We start from the raw sequence: 17,176 nt of genomic DNA on the forward strand, positions 1-17,176 counted from the left end.
CTCCTCACAGGTTCTTCGCGCCAGGCAGCGGCGCATTCAGGTAAGGGAAGGCGTTCTTGAAGTGCAGCGGGTTCGCGCGCACCGCATCGTTGAAGCCCAGGCCGCCCACGGGTGCATCGCTGGGGGCGCATCCCACCTTCAAGGCATCGTTTGACCCGGTGAGGGTGCACAGCGCACCCATGGCCACGCGCAGCGACACGTCGACCACATCATCGCCCAGACGTCGCCCATTGGGGAAGCCCGCGCTGTCGCCAGCCGCCACGCCCAGAGGATTCTGCGAAGCCAGCTGCCTTGGGGCGATGGCCGTGTTCAGCCGCAGCATCTCGGCCAGCGGGCCGCGGCGGTTGGCGTCCGCACCGGTCAGGTCGGTGATGTTGGCGGGGCGGTTCACCGTGGGCAAGCCGGTCAGGAAGGCCGTCATCAAATCCTTGCGCGGGAAGTTGGTGGGTGCCACGGCGGTGGGAAACAGCACCTGGATCAGCGCGGGCAAGGTCGGGTGGGTCACGTAGTCCGCGAAGTTGGCCGCGTCGTCCTTGGGCTTGGACGCGTTGAACTTGTCCTTGTCCTTCAGGCCGATGACGACTTCATTGACCAGGGGCATGCCCAGGCGCGAGACCTGCGTCCAGGCGCCACCGGTTTTTTCGCTGGCCTGCAGGCCCGACTTGGGCTTGCCATCGAGCAAACGGGCCTGGCGCAAGCTGGCCGTGGTCCAGGCACCGACGACCTTGTCGGTGGTGGAGGCGGTCAGGCAACTGGCGGGCATCTCGACTGCGAGCGAGGTCACGTTCTTGTCAGACAACTCGCCGAACTCGTTGGCGTCATTGGTGCCGTTCAGGGCCTTGGCATTGGCCTCGTTGGTGATGACGCTGGCGGGCGCGTTGACCAGGTCAAAAATGCGGCCGAGGTTGACCGAGAAGGCCTCCTTGCGCTGGCCCACGAAGACACGGCCAGGCGCGCTGCAGCCAGGGATGGTGATGTTGTAGATGTACTTGTTGGCGTAGGCCTCGTAAGCGGTGGCATCCCCCAGGGTCTTCTCGCCGATGTAGTCGATCGGCTTGGTGAAGGTGGTGCCTGACTGACCCGTGGGACTGCCGCTGGCGATGCTGATCTGGTGGCGTGCGCCAGTGCGTCGATCGCCCCGCACGATGAACATTTCATAGGTCTCGGCGAAGCTCAGCGGGTCACCCGCCACGCCGGAGATGCCGCCTGCCTGGCGCAGCGGGATGGACACGTTCTTCTTCGCACCCGTCGGGCCGATGGGCAGCGTGATGCCCGCCCCTGCGGCGTTCAAGGTGTTCTTGAAGCGGAACTGGAGGGTGATGTCTTCGACCGCGTCACCGTTGTTGTCCACGTGGATTTCGTACAGCGCGTTCGGGTCCAGCGAGAAGTAGTTGGGGCCGCCATAGGCGTCCTGCAAGGGCAGGTAGTTGGCGATCAAGGTCACGAAGGCGCTTTTGCCGCCGGAGCCGTCGCTGGCCACGCCTTCGTAGCTGTTGAACAGGTAGAAGTCGGTGGCGTCGATCTTGGGCGCGGTGGTGATGAAGGGCGCTTCACGGTGGCTGGACGCCATCGCTGTGGTGGCCAGCAGCGACAAGGCGCAGGCAAATAGGGTGGGCCGCAAGGGCGGCAAAACGCGTGAGTTGGTAGGCATGACAGGCTCCTGGAAAGGGTTGGACGAACGACTGCTGAATCCCTTACGCCGCGAAGCGGTGAATGGATGCACGGGTTGCAAAAAACCTTCGCGTCGAAAGCCTTTTTCTTTGGAGGGGTTAATTCGAGCCGCGCCCCGTTTCAAGACGACCGGTCATATAGTTTGTCCATGCCCCGCACCGCCGACCCCACCGACATCCCCCGCCGCTTGAGCGACGCGGGTTACGCCTTGTTCCAGCTCCAGGGCTACAACGCCACCGGCATCCAGCAGATCACCGACAAGGCCGGGGTGCCCAAGGGCTCGTTCTACAACCACTTCAACAGCAAAGAGGCCTTTGCAGCGCAGATCCTGCGCAACTACGCGAAGTGGGTGGGCGATGCCTGGATCGCGGCCTTGAAGGACGCTCCGCCGGCCCCTTTGGCCGCCATCCACCACGTGTTTGGCCAGTTCATCGCGCACCACGACCAAACCGGTTGCCAGGGCTGCCTGGTGGGCAACTTCGCCGCCGAAGTGGTGGAGGCCAGTGAGACCTGCCGCGCCGTGCTGTCCGATGTGTTGCGCGATTGGCGCGACCGCCTGGCCGACCTGATTCTGCAAGCCCAGCAAGCCGGCGAAATCCGCGACGACGTGGACGCCAAGGTGCTGGCCAACTTCTTCTGGGACGCGTGGGAGGGCGCCGTGCTGCGCAGCAAGGTTGAGCACAGCGTGCGGCCCTTGAACGAAGTGCGGCATCTTTTGCTCGACAAATTCTTCCTGCCCTGACCACACGGGCTTCATCCACGCATCGCCGCCTGTGCGGCACCCCCCGTTTCCCAACCAGGAGTCCATTGCATGACTGCCCCCGATCACACGACCCAAGACGCCGCGCTGTTCCAGCCTTTCCAACTGGGGGGCATCACCCTGGCCAACCGCCTGGTGATGGCGCCCTTGACGCGCAACCGTGCCGAAGCGGGCAACGTGCCCGGCCCCCTGACCATCGAGTACTACGCCCAGCGCGCCTCGGTCGGCTTGATCATTGCCGAAGCCACCCAGGTGTCGGCGCAAGCCCAGGGTTACAACGCCACGCCCGGCGTGCACAGCCCCGAGCAGATCGCCGGTTGGAAGAAGGTGACCGATGAGGTGCACGCCCGTGGCGGCCGCATCTTCGTGCAGCTGTGGCACACCGGCCGCATGTCGCACACCGCTTTCCAGCCGGGCGAGCAAGCGCCCGTGGCCCCCTCGGCCATCGCGGCCAAGGCCAAGACCTTCATCCCCGGCGCTGGCTACGTCGACACCTCCACGCCGCGCGCGCTGGAGACGGAAGAGATCGCGGGCATCGTCAACGATTTCCGCACCGCGGCCCGCCATTCGATTGAAGCCGGTTTTGACGGCATTGAAGTCCACGGCGCCCACGGCTACCTGCTGGACGCCTTCCTGCGCGATGGCTCCAACAAGCGCACCGACCGCTATGGTGGCAGCATCGAGAACCGCGCCCGCTTCCTGGTCGAGGTGATGGCCGCCGTGATCGACGAGATCGGGGCGGACAAAGTGGGCGTGCGCCTGTCGCCCGTCTCGCCCGTCAACGATTCCAGCGAGAGCCACCCGCAGCCCTTGTTTGAGCACGTGGTGCGCGAGCTGAACAAGCTCAAGCCCGTCTACATCCACGTGGTGGAAGGCGCCACCGGCGGCCCGCGCGACATCGCCCCGTTTGACTACGAAGCGCTGCGCAAGCTGTACGACGGCGTCTGGATGCTGAACAACGGCTACGACAAGGCCATGGCCGTGGACGTGGTCGCTTCCGGCAAGGCTGACCTGGTGTCCTTTGGCCGCCTGATGTTGACCAACCCCGACCTGCCGCGCCGCTTCAAGGAAAACGCGCCGCTGAACGAGTTGTTCAAGGACGCGCCTTTGTATGGCGGCGTGGGTGCGCACGGCTACACCGACTACCCCGCCTTGCCCGCTTGACGCGTTGAACGGGTATCCTGACCGGATGCCCGCTGCTGATTTGATGACCCCTGCGCCCGACATCGCGACCCTGCTCGCCTTGTTGGGCGCTGGTCCTTGGGCCGTCCTCACTGGCGCGGGCCTGAGCACCGGCAGCGGCATCCCCGCCTACCGCGATCGCCACGGGCAATGGCAGCACTCCAAGCCCATTCAGCACCAGGAGTTCCTGGGCTCTGAGGCCATGCGGCGCCGCTACTGGGCCCGCAGTTTCGTGGGTTGGCAAACCATGTCGCGGGCCCAGCCCAATGCCGGACACCGGGCCATCGCCCAGCTGGAAGCGCGGGGCTTGGTCAGCACGGTGATCACCCAGAACGTGGACAGCCTGCACCACCACGCCGGCAGCCAGTCGGTGATCGAACTGCACGGCAGCATCGCCCGCGTGCGGTGCCTGTCGTGCCAGCAGCGCTACTCACGTGCGCAGGTGCAGGTGCTGCTGCAAGACCGCAACCCGGAGTTTGACCCGATGCTGCGGTTGGACTTCCATGCTGCGCCCGATGGCGATGCCCACCTCGAAGACCAGCACCACGCCTCCTTCCAGGTGCCGGCCTGCCCCGCCTGCCAGGGCGTGATGAAACCCGACGTGGTGTTCTTTGGCGACAACGTGCCGCGCGACCGTGTCGCGGCCGCCAGCCAGGCCGTGGAGAACGCCTCGGCGCTGCTGGTGGTGGGCTCCTCCCTGTCGGTGTACTCGGGCTTTCGCTTTGCCGAACAGGCTCACCGCCTGGGCAAGCCTGTGCTGGCCATCAACCAGGGCGCGACGCGCGCCGATGCCCTGCTGTCGGCCAAGCTGGAGCTTGATTGCAGCGAGGCGCTGGCCCAGCTTTTGAGCGCCAGCCTTGATGCTGGTCAAGCCACCGGGCCTTAAGTCTGGACGATCGGGCGGGGGCTGCCTAGACTGGGGTTCCCATATAGACCCAGCAGGAGCAGACCATGGCCCAGATGATGAAAGCAGCGATCTTTGTGGAGCCCGGTCGCATCGTGCTGGATGACAAACCCATGCCCGATGTGGGGCCGCTGGATGCGCTGATCAAGGTCACCACCACGACCATCTGCGGCACCGATGTGCACATCCTCAAGGGCGAATATCCCGTCGCCCGTGGCCTGACCATTGGCCATGAACCCGTGGGCATCATCCACAAACTGGGGTCGGCGGTGAGCGGCTTTCAGGAAGGCCAGCGCGTGATCGCCGGGGCCATCACCCCCAGCGGCTGGAGCAGCGCCTGCCAGTGCGGTGTGAGCTCGCAAGATGGCGCTGGCACGCCCCATGGCTTCAAGCTGATGGGGGGCTGGAAGTTCGGCAACACCATCGACGGCTGCCAGGCCGAATACGTGCTGGTGCCCGATGCCATGGCCAACCTGGCGCCCGTGCCCGATGGCCTGAGCGATGAACAGGTGCTGATGTGCCCGGACATCATGTCCACCGGCTTCAGCGGCGCCGAGCGCGCTGGCATCCGCATTGGCGACACCGTGGCGGTGTTCGCGCAAGGCCCCATCGGCTTGTGCGCCACCGCCGGGGCCAAGTTGAGCGGGGCCACCACCATCATTGGCGTGGACCGTTTGGCGCAAAGGCTGACGGTGTCCAGCCGCATGGGCGCTGACCACGTGATCGACGCCAGCCGCCTGGACCCGGTCGATGAAATCATGCGCCTGACCGGTGGGCGTGGCGTGGATGTGGCCATTGAGGCCTTGGGCACGCAAGCCACCTTCGAGGCCTGCTTGAAAGTGCTGCGCCCGGGCGGTACCTTGTCCAGCCTGGGCGTTTACTCCACCGACCTCACCATTCCGCTGGGCGCTTTCGCCGCCGGCCTGGGCGACCACAAGATCATCACCTCCTTGTGTCCGGGTGGTTCAGAGCGCATGCGTCGGCTGATGTCGGTGATCGAATCCGGTCGGGTGGATTTGAGCGCCATGGTCACGCACCGCTTCAAGCTGGACGACATCGAACAGGCCTATGAGCTGTTCGGTCATCAACGAGATGGTGTGCTCAAAGTGGCGATCACGCCCTGAACAGAAGCAATCACGGATGAACATGCACGACAAGCCCACCCCACCGCCGGTGTTGGACCTGGACCGGGCGGCCCACGCGGCTTTGGGCCGGATGACCCAAGGCCTGTCCCCGGCGGCTTTTTTGCTGGCCTACCTGGACTGGGTCGTGCACCTCGCCATCGCGCCGGGCAAGCAGCAGGCGCTGGTCCAACGGGCCCGCCAGCAATGGCTGCGGTTGGCCGAGGTGTCGCTGCCCTCCGCGAGCCCTGCCACCCCGTGCATCGAGCCCTTGCCCCAGGACCACCGTTTCGACGATCCTGCCTGGGGCCAGTGGCCCTTCAACGTGATGGCGCAGGGCTTCTTGTTGACGCAGCAGTGGTGGCACTGTGCCACCACGGGCGTGCGCGGCGTGACCCCGCACCACGAAGACGTGATGACCTTCAACGCGCGGCAGGCACTGGACATGCTGTCGCCTTCCAATTTCCTGGCCTCCAATCCGGAGGCTTTGGCCGCCACGTTCAGCGAGCAGGGGCTCAATCTGCTGCGCGGGGCCTTCAACGCGGCGGAGGATCTGACGCATTCGCTCAAGCATGAGCACCACGCCGATCCGGCCCCCTTCGTCGTGGGTGAGCACGTGGCCGTGACGCCGGGACAGGTGGTGTTCCGCAACCACTTGATCGAGCTGATCCAGTACGCGCCCACCACCGCCAAGGTCCACCCGGAGCCGATCCTGATCGTGCCGTCGTGGATCATGAAGTACTACATCCTGGACTTGTCGCCGCACAACTCCCTGGTGCGTTACCTGGTCGGGCAGGGGCACACGGTGTTCATCCTGTCATGGCGCAACCCCACGCCCGCCGACCGGGCGCTGGGCATGGACGACTACCTCGAGCTTGGGCCGGTGGCCGCGATGAAGGCCGTTAACCAGCTGATGCCGAGCCGCCCCGTGCACGGCGTGGGTTATTGCCTGGGCGGCACCCTGCTGTCCATCGCGGCGGCGGCCTGGGCGCGCGATGGGCAGGACGGCCTGGCCACCCTGAGCCTGCTGGCCACGCAAACCGATTTTGAAGAACCAGGCGAGTTGTCCCTGTTCATCGACGACAGCCAGCTCACCTACCTGGACGACCTGATGTGGGAGCAGGGTGTGCTGGAAGGGCCCCAGATGGGCGGCAGCTTCACCTACCTGAACACGCGCGATCTGCTGTGGTCGCGCCTGGTGCGGGACTACCTGTTGGGCCATCGCCAGCCGCTCAACGATCTGATGTCGTGGAACCAGGACGTCACGCGCATGCCCTACCGCATGCACTCGGAGTACCTGCGCAGCCTGTACCTGCACAACGACCTGTCGCACGGCAGCTACGAGGTGGGTGGCCGGCCGGTGGCCTTGTCCGACATCAGCGTGCCGATCTTCGCGGTGGGCACGGTGAAGGACCACATCTCGCCCTGGCGCTCGGTTTACAAGCTGCATTTGCTGACCCAGGCCCCTTTGACCTTCGCGCTGGCCAGTGGGGGCCACAATGCCGGCATCGTCAGCGAACCTGGTCACGCCGGGCGCACCTACCAGTTGCGAGCTCGTCCCGAGGGTGACAAGTACATGGACCCCGACACTTGGCTTGACGCGGCAGAGCAGCATGAAGGGTCCTGGTGGTCTGCCTGGCAGGGCTGGTTGGCCGCGCACTCCGGCAAGGTGGGCAAGCCGCCTTCATTGGGGAATGCCTCGCGGGGATTGCCGCCGTTGGACGATGCGCCGGGGCAATACGTGTTGTCGCGCTAGGCCATGCCCACCGCGCCCGAACCGGGCCATCCCAGCCCCATGGTCGGCTTGACCACCGAGCAGGCCCTGGCCCTGCGCCAGATCCACGGCCCCAATGCCCTGGCCACCCAGGAGGCCCGGCCGCTGTGGCGGTCGGCGCTGGAGGTGGCGCGCGAGCCCATGTTCCTGTTGCTCATGGCCTGCCTGGTGCTGTACTTCCTGATCGGAGACTGGCAAGAGGGCCTGGCTTTGATGGTCTCGGTCATGGCCGTGATGGGCATCACCCTGGTGCAAGAGCGGCGCACCGAGCGGGCCCTGGACGCCCTCAAGGACCTGGCCAGCCCCCGTGCCTTGGTCATCCGCGATGGCCAGCGGCAACGCATCGATGCCCAGGCGCTGGTGCCGGGTGACCTCATGGTGCTGCTGGAAGGAGACCGCGTGCCCGCTGACGGCGTGCTGGTTCAGGCCAACAACCTGCAGACCGACGAATCACTGCTCACTGGCGAATCCCTCCCGGTGGACAAGCAGGCCACCCACCGGCCGGCCCCCTGGACCATGACGCCACCGGGCGATGACAGCGCCAGCTGCGTGTTCTCGGGCGCCCTGGTCGTGCAAGGGCAGGGCTTTGCCCAGGTGCTGGCAACCGGCGCCCACAGCGAAATCGGCCGCATCGGCGGCGCGCTCAGCCTGATCGAGACGGGGCGCACGCCCCTGCAGGAAGCCACCCGCCACATGGTTCGGCGCGTGGCGGTCGGCGTGCTGGTGCTGGGGGTGGTGGTCTTGCTGGTCATGGGCTTGACCCGTGGCGACTGGGTTCAGGCCATGCTGGCCGCCATCGCCTGGTCCATGGCCTTGCTGCCCGAAGAGTTCCCCGTCGTGCTGACCATCTTCCTGGCCCTGGGCGCCTGGCGCATGTCACGCCGCCATGTCCTGACGCGGCGCATGCCCGCGCTGGAAACCCTGGGGGCGGCCACGGTCTTGTGCGTGGACAAGACGGGCACCCTCACCGAGAACCGCATGCGCGTGGCGCGGCTGGCCCTGGCGGGCGCGCTGGACCAGGAGTGGACCCTTGACGACTCAGGCCAATGGCCAGCGCAGTTTGGCGCGCTGGTGGACCTGGCCTTGCTGGCCAGCCGCCGCGAGCCTTTCGACCCCATGGAGGTGGCGATCCACGCGGTCAAACCCGCGGGATCGCCGCACGAAGCCTGGACCTTGGCGCGCGAGTACCCGCTGAGCCCGGAGTTGCTGGCCGTTTCTCGCGTTTGGTGCACCCCCGATGCTGATCACCAGTTGATCGCCACCAAGGGCGCGCCCGAAGCCATTGCCAGCCTGTGCCACCTGCCCCCCGACGAGGTTCAGGCATTGTTGGCCCATGTGCAGCGCATGGCAGGACAAGGACTGCGCGTGCTCGGGGTGGCCCGAGGCCGGACGCCACTGGGCTCGCTCGCCGAGCTGGTGCACGATTTCGATTTCGAGTTCATGGGCCTGATCGCCCTGGCCGACCCCGTGCGGGCCGAGGTGCCGCAGGCCATGGCGCAATGCCGCCAGGCGGGCATCCGCATCATCATGATCACCGGCGACTACCCGGCCACGGCCTGCAGCATTGCACGGCAGGCGGGCATTGGGTCGGCGGATGGCACGTTGGGTTGCCTGACCGGCGCCGAGGTGGCCCAGATGGACGACGCCTTGTTGCGCGAGAAAGTGCAGACCACGCACGTCTTCGCGCGCGCCACGCCCCAGCTCAAGTTGCGCATCGTTCGGGCGCTGCAGGGCCACGGCGAAGTGGTGGCCATGACCGGTGACGGGGTCAACGACGCACCAGCTTTGCGCGCGGCAGACATCGGCATCGCCATGGGGGGCCGGGGAACCGACGTGGCCCGCGAAGCCGCGGACCTGGTCGTGACCGACGATCGCTTTTCATCGATCGTCGAGTCGATTCGGCTGGGGCGCCGGATTTACGCCAACCTGACCAAGGCCAGTGGCTACATCGTGGCCGTTCACATTCCCATCGCGGGGCTGGCCATGTGGCCGGTGCTGATGGGCGGGCCGTTGATGTTGCTGCCCATCCATGTCGCCTTCCTGGAGTTGATGATCGATCCGGCTTGCTCGATCGCCTTCGAGGCTGAGCCCGAGGAGGCCCGGGCCATGCGCGAGCCACCTCGGCGCGGGCCCACCTCCTTGTTTGGTGCGTCGGGCATCTGGCCCTGGGTCTTCCAGGGTTTGCTGTTGTTGGCGGCCGTGCTGCTGGTCCATGGGTGGGCCCATCAACAGACCGATGATGTGGCACAGGTCCGGGCCTTGAGCTTTGGCACCTTGGTGCTGGGCAACATGGCGCTGATCCTGAGCCGCCGGGCGGGCGGGCAGGCCAACTTGGCCATGTGGGCCGTGATCGCCGGCACCGGGCTGGTGTTGACCCTGATCCTGACGTGGCCCCTGTTGCGGGGTTTGTTCAGCCTGGCCTGGCCCAGCCCCCAGGCGGCTGCGGTGTGCGCCGTGGTCGGCGCGCTGCTGTGGCCTGCGCTGATGTTGGTTCGGTACCTGGGTTCGGGTGGGCGGACGGTTGACCCACGTCAAGCAACGCCAGCGCCTGGGCCTTAACATCCCCCCATCATCCTCAACGCCTTGGAGCCCTGCATGAAGATCCTGATGCCCGTCGATGGGAGTGAGTACACCAAGCGCATGCTGGGCTACATCGCCGCGCATGACGAATTGCTCGGGGCTCAACACGAGTACACCATCCTGACCGTCGTGCCGCTGTTGCCCGCCGGGGTGACCAGTTTCCTGGACCGTGCCATGGCCGACACCTACTACGAAGATTGCGCCCAGGAAGTGCTGCGGCCCATCAAGGCCTTCACCGACCAGAAGGGCTGGAATGTCCAGTTGATCAGCCGCAAGGGCCATGCCGCAGATGTGGTCGCTGAGTTCGCTGAAAAACACCCGATGGATCTGATCGTGATGGGCACCCACGGCCGTTCGGCCTTCGGCAACGTGGTGCTGGGATCGGTGACCACTGGTGTGCTGGCGCGCACCAAGGTGCCCATGCTGCTGGTGCGCTGACCCTGAAATAGCCGCTGAATCGGCAACCAATCCGCCCCTGGCGGTCATGATCGCGATGCGGCCCGGAATCAGTCGGGCTTGAACACCTGGCGCACGTGAGCGACGATGTCGGTCTGCGCTGGCACCGCCTCGGAGCCGGGCACGGTCAGCTTCATCCAGCGCCGCAGGCCGCCCCACGCGGACAGGTTGTGCTTGACCACCGAGTCGATGTCGGCCTTGAAGCCCGTGTCGGACCATGCGATGGCGGTGTGGATGGCGGTGCCGAGCAGGCCGCTGGCGGCCAGTTTCAAGTCGATTTCTGTGCTCACCCGTGGGTGCAAGCCCTGAGTCAGCGTTTCGATGACCTGTTGATAGGCCAATAACTCCGATTGGCCTTCCCGAAGCTTGGATTGCTCGCGCCAGACGCCGTCAATCAGGATGATCTGGACCCGGCGGGGGTCGTCGCGGATGAAATGCAAAAAGGCGCCCAGGCCGGCTTCCAGCAGCGTTTTTTCAGTCAAGGGCGCCTGCATGATCGCGCCACTGACGGCGGCCATCAGGTCGCGCACGAGGTGCTTGTACACGGTGTCAAACACCTCGGGTGTGCTCTTGAAGGACTCGTAGAAATAGCGCTCGCTCAGGCGCGATTGCGCGCAGATGTCGCGCATGGTGGTCCGCGCAAATCCCTGGCGCCCAAAAACCTCGATGCCCGCGTCAATCAGGCGCCGACGCCGCAAACGCGTGCGCTCCTCCAGCGGGACGCCGGAGTACATGCGTGGTTTCATGTCGGCGGGAAGGGGAGGCAAGGGCATTGGAAATGGGACAACGACAATTGCTGTTTGGATTGACCCTTTGAGTATGGGGTCTTCTCCCGGCTCAAGGGTGTTTGCATGTCTGTGGAAAGCCCTTGGATTGTCGCGTTCAACCCCCAAAAATCCTGCGAGCCCCGCATTTGCGGGGAAAGTCGTTCTGCTTTGGCGCAAACCCTGTGATGAACTGCTTATTCAGTTTGTCAAACTGCTCCCACGCGGTTAATCAATCGCTGGTAATCGATCACCGATAGGTTGCCGAAACCAAAATGGAGAGAGAACATGATCACCACCATCCTGCGCAAGCCCGCCTTGGCCATGGCCGCCATCGCGTTCGCCGTGACGTCGGCCTACGCCGCCCCCACGACCGGCCCTTCGGGCATCGCTTTCTACACGGCGCCCGCCAGCCTCACCGGCACGCACGGTGATCTGATTTCTTACCGCACGGCCACTGTCAACCTGGGCGCCAATGCCCCCGCCGTCAAGGCCTGGAATGTGCTGTACCAGTCCACCGACTCGGTGGGTGCTGCCAATGCCGTCACCGGCACGGTGATCGTCCCCACGACCGCCTGGGCGGGCACGGGCGAGCGCCCGATCATTTCTTACGCCGTGGGAACCCATGGTCTGGCCCAGCCTTGCGCGCCTTCGCTGCAACTGGCCGGCGGCACCGACTATGAAACCGCCAACATCGCCGCCGCCCTGAAGGCCGGTTACGCCGTGCTGGTCACCGACTACGCGGGTTACACCACCGGCAGCACGCCCACCTACCTGGCCGGGGCTTCGCAGGGCAATGCCGTGCTGGACATCGTCCGCGCCGCCAGCCAGGTCCCATCGGTGGGCCTGAGCGCCACCGCCAAGACCGCCATCTGGGGTTACTCGCAAGGTGGCCAAAGCGCTTCCTTTGCTGCTGAGCGCAAGGCCACTTACGCCCCCAGCCTGAACCTCGTGGGCGTGGCCGCTGGCGGCACACCCGCTGACTTCATCACCACGGCCAAATACCTGGACGGCTCCAACGGCGCCTCCTTCCTGTTCGGTGGCGTGGTCGGTTTGGCCGAGCAGTACCCCGCCGCGATCCCGCTGAACACCTTGGCCAATGCCACGGGCCAGGCCGCCATCGCGCGTGCCAAGAACCAGTGCGTGTTCGAGGCGCTGTTCGACCTGATGAACCACAGCCTGTCCGAGTACACGGTGGGCAACCAGACGCTGGACCAGCTGGTCGCGGTGCCGGCCATCAATGCCACTTTGAAGGCGCAAGACCTGGGCTCGACCAAGGTGACCGTGCCGCTGTACCAGTACCACGGCCAGGCCGATGAGTTCATCCCCATCGAACAGCACGTGGAACTGAAGCGCAAGTACTGCGCCAAGTTCAGCAATGTGTACTTCGACGTGTACCCCAGCGAGCACATCGTGACCCAATTCCAGGCCGCGCCCACCGTGCTGACCTGGTTCGGTGACCGGTTCAATGGCAAGGGCGCGACCAGCAGCTGCCTGACCCTCTCGGCCTTCCCCAAGTCGACCGCCAATCCCAACAAGGGCAACTTCGTGGTTTCCCTCAAGAGCTGGCCTTTGGTCGCCAATGTGGGCCTGAAGACCTTGGGTCAGACCGTGAACCTGCCGACCACCTCGACCTTCACGGCCGAGACCGACATCACGGCCCAACGCCTGACCGGCACCCTCTCGGTCCCGAACTTCAGCCAGTCGATCAAGATCCTGGGCATTGGCTCGCAGGTCGGCATGAAGATCACGCCAGTGGGCGATGCCACCGGCACGGTGTCGCTGGACAACGATGGCCAGTTGCACGTTCATGGCCTGGTCAAGGCCGACATCACGATCACGTCCCTGTCGGGTCTGCCGATCGGTTCGTGCAAGACGGTGACGCCAGTCGAGTTCCCCATCAACTTCGATGGCCCGATCTCTTCGCTGGGCAATGGCAACCTGAACTTCTCGGGCACGACGACCTTCCCGCAACTGAAGGGATGCGGCGTCTCGGCGATCCTGACCGCGGTCATGTCCGGCCCTGGCCAGACCTACTCGTTCACCGTGAAGCCCCCGGCTCCTCGCAAGTTCTGATCCTCGCCTGAGGTGATCTGACAGGGAGGCCGACCCACCTGCAAAGCGGGCGGGTCGGCCTCTTGCTTTTGTACGGGTTTTCACGTTCGGGTTTCATCGGGCTGGGCATTTTTCTCCACCCTGTGCAAACTGCCGGTTGGCACCGACATGGCGCAATCAAGCTAAGGATTCGAAAAATGGCACAAGTTCAAGTGGAGCGCAGCGCGGGCAAACAATGGTTCGCCTTGCTGGCCCTGATTGGTGTGGCGATGGCGGCCGTGCTGTGGTGGTGGTCCCACCGCGATGACGCGGTGGGCGAACCCGTGGCCAGCTCGGCCTCTGCGCCCGAGATCCCCGCCCTGGCCCAGCCGGTGGCGCTGGTCCAGTCGGCGGCGGTCTTGCCCAGCACTGAAGCGGGCATGCTGGCACAGCAATTGGCAGCCGCCCAGGTCGTCGAGCGCTCTCCTGGCGTGGCGCCCATCAAGGGCCCCGTGACGGAACGTCCGGAATTCGTGTCCGAAATGGAATGGCAGATGCTGAAAGGCGTGGCCCAGCAAAACGCCACACCTGATGCGGAACTGACGCGCCTGGTCAACAAGCTGCGCTTCATGAAGCAGTTGGAGCTGTGGCAGTCGATGGAGCACTCCAATGACCTGGCCAAGCGCCAGGTGCTGGCCGAGCAATTGCTGGACGACATCCCCCAGCGCGTGGCCAATGCCGACCTGGACAAGCCCGAAGCGCAAAAGCTGCAAGCTGCCTTGTTGAAAGATGCGGTGAGCGATGAGCAAGCGCGCAAGAAGCGCGCCGAAGTGGAATCTCGTCGCCTGGGGGCTTCCGCCGCCAGCTGACTCCGGGCTGGGCGTGCCCAGGGCAGTGCGCTTGGCCTGCTCGTTGTGGTAAACCTTGGGGCATGAACAGCACCATGCCCTGGCTCTCCCTGATCCTGTCCCTGGCCATCCTGGGCGCCTACGAAGTGCACCTGGCGAGCGTGTCTCGTCGGCAGCCCTTGGCCACGGCCCGTTCGGCCCACGCCCTGCTGCGTGCGGAGTGGGTGCAGGCCCTGTCTCGGCAGGTCGGCTCTGAAATCGTGGCCGTGCAGGCGCTTCGCAACTCGCTGATGTCGGCCACCATCACGGCCTCGACCGCGGCGCTGGCCTTGATGGGCACGCTCACCGTCACCTCGACCACCGTGGCCCAGGACATGGCCTTGTTCGGCATGCAGCAATTGTCAACTCGGTTGGCGCTGGAACTGCTGCTGCTGGCCACCTTGTTCGCTTCGTACGTGTGCTCGGCCACGGCCATGCGCTACTTCAGCCACAGCAGTTTCATCATGTCGTTGCCGGTGGATTCGGAAGAGCGAGTGCGCCGAACCCCCATGGCCGTCGACTATGTGCGGCGTGCCGGCATTCTGTACAGCTGGGGTCTGCGCTTGTTCCTGTTCCTGGCCCCGATCGTGGCCGGGCTGGTCAACCCGGTCGCCATGCCTTTCGCGGCCATTGCACTGGTCCTGGTATTGCGGGCTTTTGACCGCGCGCCGGCCGGTTTGCCACCGCTGGGGTAACCTGCCGCCCGTCGGCATGCGAATTGCTCATCTCCCCGACCAAATGCAAGCAGGCAGACCCATCATGCGTGAACTTTCCAGCAGCGGCCAGCAGGCCATCAACGACATCGCCTCCCGCACGGGCTTCAGCCCAGATGCCGTCCTGAGCATGCTCGACTCCGTCATCAACGGCAACGGCGGCATGGCCCAGTTCAACCACCCCGAGTTTGGTGGCTACGGGCAGTGGATGCGCGGCGGCATGACCATGGTGTCCGACATGTTCAACAACCACTTGAAGGGGCGCGTGGATGGCCTTTGCTTCGAGTTGGCCAACCTGATCGCCAGTCAGCCCGACCTGGTCCGCACCGGCAGCTTCCAATCCCAAAGCCAGGGCGGGCAAGATGCCTACGGTCAGCAACAGCAGAACCACCACAGCTACCAGGGCAGTTCGCCATCGCCAGGTGGGGGGCACGCCGAATCGGCCAGCCTGTTCGTGCCCGGCACCTCCAGCGATTGGTGGCCGACCGACTTGCGTTGGCCCAACAGCACCGGTGCCCAGAATGGCGTGCGTTACGCCTACTTCGCACAGGCGCGGCGCCTGGCGATCGACGTGGGTGGCCGGGTCACGGTCTACGACACGCTGGACCACCAGATTGGTGGTTTCTCTCAGCAGCAATCGGGCAGCGGCTCCATCAGCTTCACCAGCCAATACGGCCTGATCGACGTGGCCTCGTTGCCGGTGGTGTCGGGGGAGGGCGCACACCGCTCGGCGCCGACTTACAGCGCGCCGCAGCCGCAGCGTTTCGAGTCAGCGCCTGCGAACGCGGCCGACCCGGCTGACATCTTTGGCACGATTGAAAAGTTGGCCGCCTTGCAGGCCAAGGGTTTCATCAGCGCGGAAGAGTTCGCGGCCAAGAAGTCCGAACTCCTGGGCCGCCTTTAAGCCTTCGTCGTCCACTCGCGGTCAAAGCCAGGTGCCGCTGCCGTGTGGCATCTGGATGGTGTTGGCGGGGCTGTCGTTGGTGATGAATGAGCCGATGAAGATGCTCAGCAGGGCGATGAAGATGCTGGCAAAGAACGCCGTCCAGAAGCTGGACACCTTGAAGCCTTTGACCAGCGAGGCCACCAGCATGATCATCAAGGCGTTGATCACCAGCAGGAACAGGCCAAAGGTGATCAAGGTCAGTGGCAGTGTGAGCAAGACCAGCAGCGGCTTGACGATGGCATTGGCAAAGCCCAACAGCAAGGCTGACACGATCAGCGACGAGGCATCGTCAAACTTCAAACCTTTGAACAGGTGACTGGCCGCCCAAAGTGACAGGGCCGTGATGGCCCAATGGATCAGGAAAGGCGTCAAGTGGTCGAGCATGTGGGGCCAGTGCAATGGTGGTGGCGCCATTATCAATCGGCCAGGCAGGCACGCCAACTGCTGGAAGTCAGGACCATCACTACCGTCAGGGCATCGCGCCTTGCCTGCCATGCCGCACAGTCTCTGGAAAGGTGCCATTTCATTCGGCCTGGTGCACATCCCGGTCGCGCTCTACCCCGCGTCCCGCGAAGACGCCATCGATTTTGACTGGCTGGACAGCCGTTCGATGGACCCGGTGGGCTACAAGCGCATCAACAAGCGCACGGGCAAGGAGATCACCAAAGAGCACATCGTCAAGGGCGTGAAGTACGAGGACGACCGCTACGTCGTGCTCAGTGATGAGGAGATCAAGCAGGCCTATCCCAAGACCACGCAGACGATCGAGATCGAGGCCTTCGTCAAGGCGCAGGACATCCCCTTCGTGCACCTGGAACGGCCTTACTACCTGGCCCCGATTGCCAAGGGCGAGAAGGTCTATGCCCTGTTGCGCGAGACCCTGTTGGCGTCCAAGCGGATCGGCATTGCCCGTGTGGTCATCCAGACCAAAGAGCACCTGGCGGCCTTGATTCCCGTGGGACCGGCCTTGATGCTGAACACCTTGCGCTGGCCTGCCGAGATCCGCCCCTGGGACGAGCTCAAGCTGCCGGCCGAAGGCGCCAAGGCGGCAGGCTTGAGCGAGCGTGAGTTGAGCATGGCCTCGCAGCTGGTGGACGACATGTCGGCCAACTTTGACCCCAGCCAGTACAGCGACAGGTTCCGCGATGCGGTGATGGGCTTGATCGAGACGAAGGCCCAAGCCGGGCAACTCAACGAGGTCAAGGCACTGGAATCGGAGGACGCCGGGGCCAGCAGCAATGTGATCGACCTGACCGAGTTGCTCAAGCGCAGCCTGAACAAGGGATCGGCGCCCGGCGACCAAGCCGCCGCACCGAAGCCAGCGGCCAAGAAAGCCGCGCCCCGCAAGGGAACGGGGCGCGCACCCGCCCGCAAGCGCGCTTGA

General features: G+C 65.0%; 15 protein-coding genes. 12 read left to right on the top strand and 3 right to left on the bottom strand.

The features are described from left to right. Window positions 1–4 precede the first annotated feature (4 nt). Window positions 5–1,651, bottom strand: coding sequence for a DUF4331 domain-containing protein (locus PSV38_RS18650; protein ID WP_300550161.1), 1,647 nt, complete (start codon window positions 1,649–1,651; stop codon window positions 5–7). Between the two features lie 168 nt (window positions 1,652–1,819). On the opposite strand from PSV38_RS18650, the gene PSV38_RS18655 reads away from it, so the two are divergent. The 7 genes from PSV38_RS18655 (at window position 1,820) to PSV38_RS18685 (ending at window position 10,430) form a co-directional block, all read left to right on the top strand. Beyond that, window positions 1,820–2,413: a TetR/AcrR family transcriptional regulator gene (locus tag PSV38_RS18655; RefSeq protein WP_300550164.1), complete on the top strand. Its 594-nt coding sequence runs from the start codon at window positions 1,820–1,822 to the stop codon at window positions 2,411–2,413. 69 nt (window positions 2,414–2,482) lie between these two features. Continuing rightward, complete coding sequence (locus tag PSV38_RS18660) at window positions 2,483–3,595, top strand: alkene reductase (RefSeq protein ID WP_300550167.1); 1,113 nt, start codon at window positions 2,483–2,485, stop codon at window positions 3,593–3,595. A gap of 25 nt (window positions 3,596–3,620) precedes the next feature. Continuing rightward, the gene (locus PSV38_RS18665; RefSeq protein WP_300550170.1) at window positions 3,621–4,499 is read left to right on the top strand and encodes an NAD-dependent protein deacetylase; all 879 of its coding nucleotides are present in this window, start codon (window positions 3,621–3,623) and stop codon (window positions 4,497–4,499) included. A 65-nt stretch (window positions 4,500–4,564) separates the two neighbouring features. Continuing rightward, window positions 4,565–5,641 (top strand): NAD(P)-dependent alcohol dehydrogenase, encoded by a 1,077-nt coding sequence (locus PSV38_RS18670; protein WP_300550173.1) that lies wholly within the window; start codon window positions 4,565–4,567, stop codon window positions 5,639–5,641. A gap of 16 nt (window positions 5,642–5,657) precedes the next feature. After that, complete coding sequence (locus tag PSV38_RS18675; RefSeq protein WP_300550176.1) at window positions 5,658–7,394, top strand: alpha/beta fold hydrolase; 1,737 nt, start codon at window positions 5,658–5,660, stop codon at window positions 7,392–7,394. A 3-nt stretch (window positions 7,395–7,397) separates the two neighbouring features. Further along, window positions 7,398–9,971 carry a cation-translocating P-type ATPase gene (locus PSV38_RS18680; RefSeq protein ID WP_300550181.1) on the top strand — a complete coding sequence of 858 codons (2,574 nt, stop codon included), beginning with the start codon at window positions 7,398–7,400 and terminating at the stop codon, window positions 9,969–9,971. A gap of 36 nt (window positions 9,972–10,007) precedes the next feature. Next, window positions 10,008–10,430, top strand: coding sequence for a universal stress protein (locus tag PSV38_RS18685; RefSeq protein WP_300550183.1), 423 nt, complete (start codon window positions 10,008–10,010; stop codon window positions 10,428–10,430). Window positions 10,431–10,498: 68 nt separating this feature from the next. Here the strand turns inward: PSV38_RS18685 and PSV38_RS18690 are convergent, their stop codons facing one another. Beyond that, window positions 10,499–11,194 carry a TetR/AcrR family transcriptional regulator gene (locus PSV38_RS18690; protein ID WP_300550185.1) on the bottom strand — a complete coding sequence of 232 codons (696 nt, stop codon included), beginning with the start codon at window positions 11,192–11,194 and terminating at the stop codon, window positions 10,499–10,501. Window positions 11,195–11,500: 306 nt separating this feature from the next. Here PSV38_RS18690 and PSV38_RS18695 point away from each other — a divergent pair, with 306 nt between their 5' ends. The 4 genes from PSV38_RS18695 (at window position 11,501) to PSV38_RS18710 (ending at window position 15,750) form a co-directional block, all read left to right on the top strand. Next, entirely contained in the window at window positions 11,501–13,288 is a 1,788-nt protein-coding gene (locus PSV38_RS18695) for a lipase family protein (protein ID WP_300550187.1), read from the top strand. A gap of 176 nt (window positions 13,289–13,464) precedes the next feature. Continuing rightward, the gene (locus PSV38_RS18700; RefSeq protein ID WP_300550189.1) at window positions 13,465–14,115 is read left to right on the top strand and encodes a hypothetical protein; all 651 of its coding nucleotides are present in this window, start codon (window positions 13,465–13,467) and stop codon (window positions 14,113–14,115) included. Window positions 14,116–14,189: 74 nt separating this feature from the next. Beyond that, entirely contained in the window at window positions 14,190–14,828 is a 639-nt protein-coding gene (locus PSV38_RS18705; protein ID WP_300550191.1) for a DUF599 domain-containing protein, read from the top strand. 64 nt (window positions 14,829–14,892) lie between these two features. Then, the gene (locus PSV38_RS18710) at window positions 14,893–15,750 is read left to right on the top strand and encodes an SHOCT domain-containing protein (protein WP_300550193.1); all 858 of its coding nucleotides are present in this window, start codon (window positions 14,893–14,895) and stop codon (window positions 15,748–15,750) included. 21 nt (window positions 15,751–15,771) lie between these two features. On the opposite strand, the gene PSV38_RS18715 is transcribed toward PSV38_RS18710, so the two are convergent. Next, the gene (locus PSV38_RS18715) at window positions 15,772–16,176 is read right to left on the bottom strand and encodes a phage holin family protein (RefSeq protein ID WP_300550195.1); all 405 of its coding nucleotides are present in this window, start codon (window positions 16,174–16,176) and stop codon (window positions 15,772–15,774) included. Window positions 16,177–16,285: 109 nt separating this feature from the next. Between PSV38_RS18715 and PSV38_RS18720 the strand changes: the two genes are divergently transcribed. Beyond that, window positions 16,286–17,176, top strand: coding sequence for a Ku protein (locus PSV38_RS18720; RefSeq protein WP_300550197.1), 891 nt, complete (start codon window positions 16,286–16,288; stop codon window positions 17,174–17,176).

Origin of the sequence: Aquabacterium sp., from assembly GCF_029946005.1 — a bacterium.
Taxonomy (GTDB): Bacteria; Pseudomonadota; Gammaproteobacteria; order Burkholderiales; family Burkholderiaceae_C; genus Aquabacterium.